The sequence below is a fragment of the Psychrobacter immobilis genome (assembly GCF_904846285.1).
Lineage (GTDB): Bacteria > Pseudomonadota > Gammaproteobacteria > Pseudomonadales > Moraxellaceae > Psychrobacter > Psychrobacter immobilis_D.
In genome coordinates this window covers 134,860-146,503 of sequence record NZ_CAJHAD010000003.1, presented here as the reverse complement: position 1 = coordinate 146,503, position 11,644 = coordinate 134,860, and the positions used below count along the sequence as shown (strand labels likewise).

Here is an 11,644-nt window from a genome sequence, read left to right as displayed (position 1 = left end):
CTATGAATTGTATATTACTACCAGAGACCAGCTTTCAACATGACACTGCGCACATTTATGACTTGGCGCAAATTGCTCATGTTAATAAAGTGTTAAGCGCGAAGGTGGGTGATTGTTTAAAAATTGGGCAATTGGACGGCAAGCTTGGTAGCGCTATCATTGAAGATATCGCGCCCGACCGTATTCAGTTGGGTGATATACAGCTGACCATTAATCCGCCATCAAAGCTCAATCTTACGGTGGTACTGGCATTGCCACGACCAAAGGTTTTGCGCCGTCTGATCATGGATATGACCGCACTTGGTGTCAACGACATCATTCTTATCAATAGCTACCGTACGCAAAAAAGCTATTGGCAAAGCCCGATGTTGGGTCGCCTTGATGAGTTTGTACTAGAAGGGCTGCAACAAGGCGTCGATACGATTGCGCCACGGATTAGTCTGCAAAAACGCTTTAAGCCCTTTGTTGAAGACGAGCTTACAAGTTTAATAACCAATCGTGCCATTGTCGCTCATCCTTATAGTGCGCTGTCGTTTTCGCAATATGTGCAACAGCTAGAAAACACTGAACCACCTCATAGGTCAGTTGGTTCATTGCTGCCTAGCATGGTCTTTATCGGTGCAGAAGGCGGCTGGATTGATTATGAGATTGACTTACTTGCCACTCAAGGTTGCGCAGCAGTCAATATAGGTCCGCGTATATTGCGTACGGAAGCAGCGGTTAATGTCATTTTGGGACAGTGGCTGCTAGAAGGTCAGAATTAAGCTCAGACAGATGAATACGACACTCATATCATTTTAAAAATTAAGGACATATTACTGGTATAGCAGGGCAAGATAAATGTATTGATAATTAATCTCATTTCGATTAGTATATTGTGTCTCAGACATTAATGTCTTATTAATCCCGCTATTGAATCATTTGTTAATGATTTTAATGTCCTTTTATCTCACTTATCCGTAGCACCATTATGGGGAATGCCATGTCATTATCTGCTATCAGTGCAAATCTATCTTCTACTAAGCTTACTTTACCCGTTGCTGTATTTGGCATGATGTTGGGTCTTGCGGGCTGTAGTAATTCATCGACGCCAGAAGAAAGTGTGGATGCTGAAGCTACAACGACTGGGGCTGAGCAATCTGACACTGCGCAAGAAGTGGCTGCAAATGATGGTGCAACGGCGGAAGGTGGGCAAACCGTTACTATTTACTCATCACGTAATGAGCAGTTGATTAAGCCGTTATTAGATAAATATACCGAAAAAACAGGCGTTAAAATTGAGCTGGTCACCGATAAAACTGGTCCATTGATGGCGCGTCTGCAAGCGGAAGGTAAAAACACCCCCGCTGATATGCTGTTAACCGTTGACGCGGGTAACTTATGGCAAGCAGCAGAACAAGGCTTACTACAACCTGTGTCTTCTACTATCTTAGAAACTAACGTTCCTGCTAAATACCGTGATCCAAAAGGTCAGTGGACAGGTCTGTCATTACGTGCCCGTACTATCTTTTATGATCCAAGTAAAGTTGATGCAGCTCAGCTATCAACCTATGCTGATTTAGCCGATCCAAAATGGAAAGGCAAGCTTTGTCTGCGTTCATCAAAAGCCGTTTATAACCAGTCATTGGTTGCAAGCATGATGGAAAATCTGGGCGAAGAAAAGACAGAACAAATCATTCGTGGTTGGGTAGCTAACTTAGCAACAGACGTCTTTAGTGATGATACCAGCATGTTAGAGGCGATTGCCGCTGGTCAGTGTGAAGTGGGTATCGCTAACAGCTATTATTATGGTCGCCTGCTTGATGAAAAACCAAACTTCCCAGTGAAGATATTTTGGGCAAACCAAGACAGCACTGGTACTCATGTAAACATCTCTGGCGCTGGGGTTATCGCTAACTCAGACAATCCAGATGGCGCGCTTAAATTGATGGAGTGGTTATCTTCTGATGAAGCGCAAGGTCTGTATGCCAGTTCTGATAAAGAGTATCCTGTAAAAGTAGGTATCGATGAGTCAGAGCTACTCAGATCTTGGGGCCCGTTTAAACAAGACAGTATCAGCGTACAGAAGTTTGGTGAGCTACAAACCCAAGCCATTCAAATGATGGATAAAGCGGGTTATAAATAACAGGCTGCAAGTAGCTGAGCGGTTGGTTTTTAGCTATTAGATATTTAGTTATCTAGCATCTAATAGCGTCATTATGCGTACGACACGGTAACAACTTATGATAACAATGCCAGAAGCGTCTGCTAAGCAAGACAATACTGTCAATGAAGCTAATAACGACAACAATAGCCCGTCTATCAGTCAAGACCATGTCGTCCGCAAACGTATTATCTCGAAATCAGTCTTAGGGCTGATTTCGTTGTTTATGCTCGTACCGATTTTAATCGTACTATTATCATGGACGCAGCCGGTCGCTGATATTTGGACGCATATGCGCCAATATGTGTTGCCGCAAGTGTTAGAAAATACCGTCATTTTATTGATGATGGTGACGCTGATTTCTGGTGTTATCGGGACGGCACTTGCGTGGGTGACAAGTATGTACCGCTTCCCTGGACAGCGGTTTTTTGCGTGGGCGCTGATGTTGCCATTAGCGATGCCAGCTTATGTCTTAGCATTTGTTACCGTCGGTATTGTTGACTTTAGTGGACCGCTGCAAACGGCTTTAAGGGAGTTTGGTTTTACCACCGCTATTCCCTCGGTACGCAATGTTTGGGGTGCAGGTTTGGTCTTGTCATTGGCATTTTATCCCTATGTCTATTTGTTGGCACGCCAAGCGTTTTTATCACAAGGTAGGCGAGCAATTGAAGCAGGGCAGATGCTTGGCTTAAGTCGTCGCAAGGTGTTTTTTCGGCTGGCATTACCACAAGCGCTACCGTGGATCATTGGCGGCTTGTTGCTCGCCAGTATGGAAACGCTGGCAGATTTTGGCGCAGTGTCGGTATTTAACGTCGATACTTTTACGACGGCAATTTATAAAGCCTGGTTTGGCTTCTTTAGTTTAACCACCGCCGCGCAGTTGGCCGCGCTATTAATCGGCGTGGTCTTTATCGTTGTCTTGTTTGAGCAGTATTGGCAAGCAAAGCGCGGTAGTACAGTAGCTCAAGGTAGCAGCCAACGTTTCGAAGCCAGTCAGCCTGCTAGGTGGGGCATGGCGTTACTTTGTACATTGGTATTTTTAGTGGCGTTTTTGATTCCTTTTTTGCAGCTGCTCTATTGGACTGCCTTAAATTTCCAGCAAGATTTTGATGCGCGTTATATTGATTTTGTCACTAATAGTCTTATGATTGCGAGCATGACCACCATATTTATCGCTTTTTTGGCGATTATTATTGCGTGGGTTAAGCGTCAATATCCGGATAAATCGACTAAGCTGATGAGTACCTTAGCCAATTTGGGTTATGTGGTGCCGGGTACGGTATTGGCAGTTGGGATATTTATTCCGATTGCGTGGCTTGATAATCAGCTGATAGCTTTTGGTATTACCTCAACGCAATTTTTATCTGGTAGTGTTATTGTGATGCTGCTAGCCTTATCGACGCGCTTTATGACCGTGAGCTTCCAGCCGGTCGATCGTCAGCTACAGCGCTTAACGGTCAATCAAGAAGCGGCTGCTAAATTACTCAGTGATAGCCCATATCAGCGCTGGCGGCAAGTGATGTTGCCTGTATTGAGCCCAGGGGTATTGACTGGGTTATTAATGGGCTTTGTCGAAGTCATGAAAGAGATGCCGATTACTTTAATGACGCGGCGGCAAGGCTGGGATACGTTGGCGGTACGGGTGTTTGAGATGACCAGTGAAGGCATGTGGGGACGCGCCGCATTGCCAAGTCTGTTGATTGTGTTGGTCGGTCTTATTCCTGTTTGGATATTGCTGCGTCAAAGCGATAAGCAAGGTTAAGCGCGTCTCTCATTAAAGAACAACATTAACAAAAGAGCCATATTTAAAACCGCGCTAATGATGGGTTTTATTCACTAATAGCTTACTGGTACTGTCTATGTATACTGACTTGATGAACGATTCAACCAATCCAGCAGCGCCTAAATCTGTCAGGGTTGGCGGCAAGCCACGACCTGAACATGTAAAAAAACCACCCGTCACGTTATTAACCAAAGCTCAGGTAGCACAGCTGCAAGCGGATAAAAGCTTGCCTCAAAGCGCATCAAAACAAGATGCTTTACATCAAAGCACTTTAAATCAAAGCGTTACAAATCAGACTACCTTACATCAAGAAACAGCAGAACAAAGCAGCTTGCTAGATAACCATGCTATTAATGCATTTAGTAACAACACTAGCGCTGACGATGCTTATTTTAGCGTTCAAGATTTAATCGTTGGATATGACGATACGATTATTGTTAATGGCTTATCGCTAGATTTGCAACAAGGTGAAATCGGTTGCTTTTTGGGTTATAGCGGTTGCGGAAAAACCACCGCCTTAAGAGCGATTGCAGGTTTAGAGCAAAGCCGTGCCGGTAAAATTCTCTTAAACAATCAGCGTCTAACCGAGCAGACAACGCGCACCAAATTTGCGGTCGCGCCAGCCAAACGCGGTATGGGCATGGTGTTTCAGGATTATGCGTTATTTGGACATTTAAGCGTGGCAAAAAATATCGCTTTTGGTCTTAATAAATGGTCGGCTGCTGACAAAAAAGCTCGAGTTAAAGAGATGCTAGAGCTTGTCGAATTATCTGAACACGCGGATAAGCGTCCTAGCGAACTATCGGGTGGACAGCAGCAGCGGGTAGCGTTGGCACGCGCGTTGGCACCAAAACCCAAACTTTTGCTACTTGATGAGCCGTTTTCTAACTTGGATGTGGTGCTACGTGAATCACTGGCGATGAACGTCCGTGATATCCTTAAACGTACCAATACCACCGCTATTTTGGTCACTCATGATCAAAACGAAGCCTTTGCTTTAGCGGATAAAGTCGGGGTGATGGATAGAGGTAAATTGGTTCAATGGGCGACGCCAAGTGAGCTATATCATGAGCCGGTTAGTCCGTTTGTCGCTGAGTTTGTCGGCGAAGGGGCAATGATAGACGGTATCATCAAAGAAGGTCATGTCGAAACTGCGCTTGGCGATATTTATCGACGCATGGAAGTCTATGATGAGTCAGGGCAGCCGCAGTATTGCGAGTACGACTATCCCAATGGTACACCGATTAAGGTATTAGTACGTCCTGACGATATCATTCATGACGATGAGAGTACGCAGACCGCTTTAGTAGTCGGACGCGTATTTCGCGGCGCAAACTATCTTTATCGCTTGCAGCTTGCCGATGGTCAAACCGTATTATCTCTCGTTGCCAGTCATCATAACCATGAGATTGGCTCGCAAATTGGTATCTTACCTATCCTAGAGCATGTGGTGGTGTTTGATGAAAAAGACATCAATGCCACCACGTGGTCGGAGTATGATAGATCAGAGCGCATTGAAGACGTCAGATAGTTATTAAATTTAAACTTGGCACTGCGCTTTAATCTTAACGAAGACGTTAAGCGTGACGCGTTGCCAATATATGCAAATAGCGCCCCAGCCATTTATATGGCTCGAGTTGTGAGTAGCGCAGCTCCATACGTATCACCGCATCAGGGTCGTTATGACCGCCACGTTTGAGCGGTGAATAATCATGAAATACGCGTAATCCACTGGCAAGTATCGTCTGATACTCATGTGCCTCTAGCCAAGATTCCACTTCTTCTTTAGCAACCGGATGATTGGGCGTCAGGCTTTTTTTATTGTCCGCTTTATACTCGGTGTTATCCAATAAATTAAAGTTACCCATAATAAGGTTGCGATAATCAAAACTCGCCGGATTATAAAAGCACAGCGAGAGCGCGCCATTAGCGCTTAATTGTTGGTCGAAAAAATCCATCACTGCTACAGGCTCTGCCAACCATTCAAGCAGCGCATGACACATAATCAAATCAAACTTCTCTGTGTTACCCGCTAGCTTCTCTTCAAGCTCTTGATACGGGCATACATGCCAAGTAATAGCCAATTTTTCATCGTTTTGATGGTTTTGAGTATTTTCACCGTTTTGTGCGGCGTTTGCTTGCGCTTTCTTTAACATATTAGCTGAGATATCATTGATAACCAGCGTATGCCCTTGAATGGCAAGCTCAATTGCAATTTGCGCCAGACCTGCGCCCACATCTAGGATACGTAACGGTCGCCCAAGCGTCTGGCTCATCCTTGCACAATATGCAAAAATATCACGGCGCAATACTGCCAGACGAATGTCACCCTTTAAACCGCCGTAAACCTTTTTTTCAAAGTGGTCAGCAATCGCATCAAAGCTGCGATCTGTACGCGTATCAGATTGTTCGACTAACGGTGTGATGGTTTGATTGCTTGGCTGGCTAGTTGCTTGACTAATGGATGGACTGCTTGCTTGGCTGATTTCCTGATTCATAACGGACTCTGCTTTATCTAAAGTATTCGAAAGGGTTTTTCATAACTTTTTATTGGATTTTAATAGGGTTTTAGCGTATAAATAGTAACGTTGAAGCAATAATTTTTATTAAATAATCTTACTTAAAAATTCTGTATTAAGGCTGTTTTTATTAAGGCTATCGTTAAAAGAATGTCTATTAAAATATCTTAACTAAGCTGCACCTACCAATTGCCAAGGATTCTAGGCAATTTTTTGCATTATCACTGCTAAGGATAGCAATCATGGTCTTACCCAATTCATCTATTATAAACAAACCCATCATGACGCGCGGCCTCTTATCGCTAGCGATTGCCAGTAGTTTATTGCTTGTTGGTTGTAACGATGATGACAATGAGCGTTTCGTTGAATCGCCTTCGTCCTCTGCCAGCGCTAAGTTTGTAAAAACCTTTACGGCAAATGATATCAATAGTGGTCTTGGTGTGGGAAGTACGGCAACGCCTGCAGCTAAGTGCGGCGTTACGATAGAAAAAGTCAGCTATGATACCAAAGGTGCCGCCGATGAAGATACCAATGCTACGGCTGCTTTGATGCTACCTACTGGCGACGCTGCTGAATGCAAAGGTGATCGACCAGTATTATTGTACGCGCATGGCACGACGACTGATAAAGGCTATGACTTTGCACAAGTGGGTAATATTGAAAATTCTGCGGTGGGGGAAGCCAACTTAATTGCCGCCAACTTTGCTGCCCAAGGATATATCGTCGTCGCCCCTAACTATGCAGGCTATGATGACTCAAAACTTGACTACCATCCTTATTTGGTTGCCCAGCAGCAGTCGACCGACATGGTTGATGCGCTAGATAGCGCGCGTAGTATTATAGAACGCAAAAAACGCGCCAATGATGCCAATTACAGCAAAATTGATGATTCAGGTAAGCTGTTTATCGCTGGTTACTCGCAAGGTGGTTATGTCACTATGGCAACCGCTAGATTGCTAGAAGCGCAAAAGAAAGCAGTGACGGCGATTGCACCATCATCGGGCCCTTATGCCTTGGCCGCTTTTGGTGATGAAATATTTATGGGTAATGTCAATATTGGTGCATCGCGCTTTGCACCCTTGCTTGGTATTGGCTTACAGGCAAAATACGGCAATATTTATACCAAAAAATCAGATATTTTCTTAGATAAGTATGCGGACGCGCAGTTGCCTAGTAATACGCCATTTGGTGAGTTGGTCCAAGCAGGAAAACTGCCTAACAATGCTTTATTCCAAAAGAATCCTAGCGATCCAAGGCTGGCAGGTTTAGCACAAGGTAAGCTGTTTTCTATTTTGGGTGGCTACGATGAGACCGACTATTTGATTAAAACAGAATTCCGTGCGGCTTACGTGGCTGATACGCAAAAAAATCCTGATGGTTTAACGTTAGCCAATGGTAATAATTTACCGGCTGCCAATCCGCAAAATAACCTGCGTAAAGCATTAAAGGATAATGACTTACGTGGATATGTGCCTACTATGCCGACGTTTATTTGTGGTGGCAACCAAGATCCGACCGTTTATTTCGATACCAATACTGGTTCGATGGTAAAACTGCTACAAGCAGAAGTAGCCCAGAATCCTGCTAAGAAACTTAATATTACGGTTTTAGATGTGGATAAAGACAACAAAGCAGAGCGCCCAGACAAACAGGACTTTATCATGATTGGGCAGGCGTCAATGAATAAATGGGATGCGGTCGCTGTTAAAGATAGCGTACAAACCAACTTTAGTAATAGCGTTAAGAAAATTAAGGATGACGCAGCCCCACAGGGCGGTGTCGCTTCATTATTGGCGTTTTATACCAATTATCATGGCGGTTTGGTCAGTCCAGCCTGTATTGAGGCAACCCGCGAGTTCTTTAATCAGGAATTCAAACCTGTTTAAAATGCTTTATCGTTAAACATATAAGTAGTTTTAATCTTACTCGCGAAAAAAACTGTGTCCATCGGATGCAGTTTTTTTATACAACAGCCTTTAAAAACGGCAAAGACAAGGCTCTGTTGTTAAAGTCTTTTTTATCCTTATTGCTATATCCAAAAATCAACGCTAATGAGCTGTTTTGCTTGATTTTAATGGCATCTAGAACCCCCTAAATTAACAAATTTGTGCTAAAATAGCTTCTTTTAATTATTATTAAAACTATCGCCATTTCTCCTTTGTTTCGCACGCTTAACAGTGCTTTTTTATGGTTTATATATTGATAGTAGCGACGCGTTTATGTCGCTGTATTTTTGTATGAATCTCTGCATTATTAGTGATAGCAACCGCGTAAACTTTAGGGAATGGAACCAGTGAGGGAGTGTATATGAGCGAGTCGGTCAGTCCTATTGGCATCGTCGAAGAATTAAAACAATCCTATTTGGATTATGCGATGAGCGTCATTGTATCGCGTGCGCTGCCTGATGTGCGCGATGGGTTTAAGCCTGTACATCGCCGTGTGATGTACGCTATGCACGTCTTGTCTAATGACTACAACAAGCCTTATAAGAAGTCGGCACGTGTGGTCGGTGATGTCATTGGTAAGTACCATCCCCATGGCGATAGTGCGGTATATGATGCGATTGTGCGGATGGCACAGGATTTTAGCTTGCGTTATCCGATGGTTGACGGTCAAGGTAACTTTGGCTCGATTGATGATGATCCACCGGCAGCGATGCGTTATACCGAAGTGCGTATGACCAAGCTGACGCATCAGATGCTCGCTGATTTAGATAAAGATACGGTCGATTGGGAAGACAACTATGATGGCTCTGAGCGTATGCCTAGCGTCATGCCAGCACGTGTTCCAAACCTACTAATCAACGGTGCAACGGGTATTGCCGTTGGTATGGCGACCAATATGGCGCCGCATAACCTAACTGAAGTGATTAATGCCTGTTTGGCTTATGCCGAAAATCCGCAAATATCTGCCGAAGAGTTGATGTCGCATATTTCAGGTCCTGACTTTCCTACTGGCGGTATCATCTACGGTCGCGCTGGTATCCAAGATGCCTATCGTACTGGTAAAGGTCGTTTACATATTCGCGGTCGCTATCATATTGAGCCAATGACTGACACTGGCGTCAACCGTGATCGTGAGCGTATTGTCTTCACTGAAGTGCCTTATCAATCTAATAAAGCTAAGATGATTGAGCGTATTGCTGAGCTGGTACGTGACAAGAAAATCGAAGGTATTAGTGAAATACGTGATGAGTCTGATAAAGATGGTATGCGTATCGCTATTGACTTGCGTCGTGGTGAAACGGCTGAAGTTATTGTTAATAATTTGTTTCTACAAACGCCACTTGAATCTAGCTTTAGTATCAATATGGTCGCGCTCGATAATGGTCAGCCTAAGCTACTAACTTTACGTCAGCTGATTGCTGCCTTTGTCCGCCATCGTCAAGAAGTCGTTACGCGCCGTACTATATATGAGCTTAATAAAGCGCGCGTTCGTGGTCATTTACTTGAAGGCTTGACCGTTGCGTTGGCTAATATCGACGAGATTATTACGGCCATTAAAGCGTCTGCTAGTCGCGCTATGGCTCGTGAAAACTTACTCGATAATACATGGGGCTCAGGTAGTGTCGTCACCATGCTAGAAGCTGCTGGTAGCCAGTCAGTACGACCTGACTATATCGAAGGCGAAGATCCAAAAGCACCGTTTGGCTTAATTGATGATTCAGTTGAAGGTGAGCAACGTTATCGCTTATCGCTTGAGCAGGTCAATGCCATTTTAGACATGCAATTGCATCGCCTAACGGGTCTTGAGCAAGACAAGCTGACGGAAGAATATCAGGATCTATTACGTGAAATCGCTAATTTAGAGTCTATTCTTGGTGATTTTGATAAATTAATGACCATTATCTCTAATGAGATGATTGAGATTCGTGATAACTTCGGTGATGAACGCCGTACCGATATTGTTGATTCACGTACTGACTTTAGCCGTGAAGATTTGATTCCGGAGCAAACGGTTGTGATGACGGTTTCGCGTACTGGCTATGCTAAAACTCAGCCGATTGACGATTATGTCGCGCAAAAACGTGGTGGTAAAGGCAAGTCTGCAACTGCCATGAAAGAAGACGATGTGATTGATCATTTAGTTGTAACGTCTACGCACTCGACGGTACTGTGCTTCACCGATACGGGTCGTGTGTTTAGCTTACGTGGTTTTGAAGTGCCAATTGCCAGTCGCGGCGCGCGTGGTCGTCCATTAGTGAATTTAATTGGTCTAAATCCTGATGAAACGGTCACTACAATATTGCCCATTCCAAAAATAGTGGAAGAGTTATCTAGCAAAGGTGATACATCATTAACAGATGCCTTAGTAGAAGGCGATGACAGCTTATCAGAAGATAATAATTTAGACGACAGCACGCAAGCAGAGCCGCCTTTTGTATTCTTCGCAACTGCCAATGGTACGGTCAAGCGTGTCGAGCTTAAGCAGTTCGCTAACATTCGCTCTAACGGTTTGATTGCCGTTGGTCTAGAAGAAGGCGATAAATTGGTCAGCGCTCGTATCACCGACGGTAGCCAAGAAGTGATGCTATTTGCCTCAAGTGGTAAAGCGATTCGTTTTGATGAAAATGATGCGCGCGCGATGGGTCGTACCGCAAAAGGCGTTCGTGGTATGCGTTTGGCGGCTGATGAGTTTATTAAATCATTGGTGGTTATCGAAGATGACGTACACGAGATTCTGATTGCTTGTGAGAATGGCTTTGGTAAACGTACCTTTATCGATGAATTCAATACGCAAAATCGTGGCGGTGGCGGTGTTATTGCTATCAAAACCAGTGAGCGTAATGGTGCGCTGGTTCGTGCTACCAAGGTTGATTCTACAGACGACATTATCTTAATCTCAGACAAAGGTACATTAGTGCGTACCCCAGTTGAGCATGTCGCTAGCTCTGGTCGTAATACGCAAGGTGTGACGCTGATTCGTCTATCTAAAGATGAGAAGCTGGTTGCTATGGCGCGTGTTGAGCACGAAGAAGGCGACGATGAGTTGATCGATGCCATGAGAGAAGATGGTACGTTTGCCGTAGAGGGTCAAGAGCAAATCGATATCGATGCCGAAACTGGTAACAGCGCGACGACCGATATCAATGATGTTATCGATATTGCTAATGACTATACGCTAGATGACGAAACATCGAACGATGCAGTAGATGAAAATACAGACGATAACGATTAACTATCTCAGTTGTTAGCTTTT

Annotated in this window: 7 protein-coding genes; 6 read left to right on the top strand and 1 reads right to left on the bottom strand. The window is 44.2% G+C overall.

Features of this window, described 5'->3' with window-relative positions; all coding sequences use genetic code 11:
- The first annotated feature begins 2 nt into the window (after window positions 1-2).
- From JMX13_RS03585 to JMX13_RS03570, 4 genes are all read left to right on the top strand, one after another.
- Window positions 3-764, top strand: a complete 762-nt coding sequence (locus JMX13_RS03585) for a 16S rRNA (uracil(1498)-N(3))-methyltransferase (protein WP_201609583.1) — start codon at window positions 3-5, stop codon at window positions 762-764.
- 218 nt (window positions 765-982) lie between these two features.
- Entirely contained in the window at window positions 983-2,125 is a 1,143-nt protein-coding gene (locus JMX13_RS03580; protein WP_201609582.1) for a Fe(3+) ABC transporter substrate-binding protein, read from the top strand.
- 97 nt (window positions 2,126-2,222) lie between these two features.
- Complete coding sequence (locus JMX13_RS03575) at window positions 2,223-3,905, top strand: ABC transporter permease (protein WP_201609581.1); 1,683 nt, start codon at window positions 2,223-2,225, stop codon at window positions 3,903-3,905.
- A 97-nt stretch (window positions 3,906-4,002) separates the two neighbouring features.
- Entirely contained in the window at window positions 4,003-5,457 is a 1,455-nt protein-coding gene (locus JMX13_RS03570) for an ABC transporter ATP-binding protein (protein ID WP_201609580.1), read from the top strand.
- Window positions 5,458-5,503: 46 nt separating this feature from the next.
- Here the strand turns inward: JMX13_RS03570 and JMX13_RS03565 are convergent, their stop codons facing one another.
- The gene (locus tag JMX13_RS03565) at window positions 5,504-6,424 is read right to left on the bottom strand and encodes a methyltransferase domain-containing protein (protein WP_227686198.1); all 921 of its coding nucleotides are present in this window, start codon (window positions 6,422-6,424) and stop codon (window positions 5,504-5,506) included.
- A gap of 263 nt (window positions 6,425-6,687) precedes the next feature.
- Here JMX13_RS03565 and JMX13_RS03560 point away from each other — a divergent pair, with 263 nt between their 5' ends.
- Both JMX13_RS03560 and gyrA read left to right on the top strand, forming a co-directional pair.
- A complete protein-coding gene (locus tag JMX13_RS03560; RefSeq protein ID WP_201609579.1) occupies window positions 6,688-8,331 on the top strand; it encodes an alpha/beta hydrolase family protein in 1,644 nt (547 codons plus the stop codon).
- Window positions 8,332-8,752: 421 nt separating this feature from the next.
- On the top strand, window positions 8,753-11,623 hold the full coding sequence (gyrA, locus tag JMX13_RS03555; RefSeq protein ID WP_201609578.1) for a DNA gyrase subunit A: 2,871 nt from the start codon (window positions 8,753-8,755) through the stop codon (window positions 11,621-11,623).
- The last annotated feature ends 21 nt before the right edge of the window (window positions 11,624-11,644 follow it).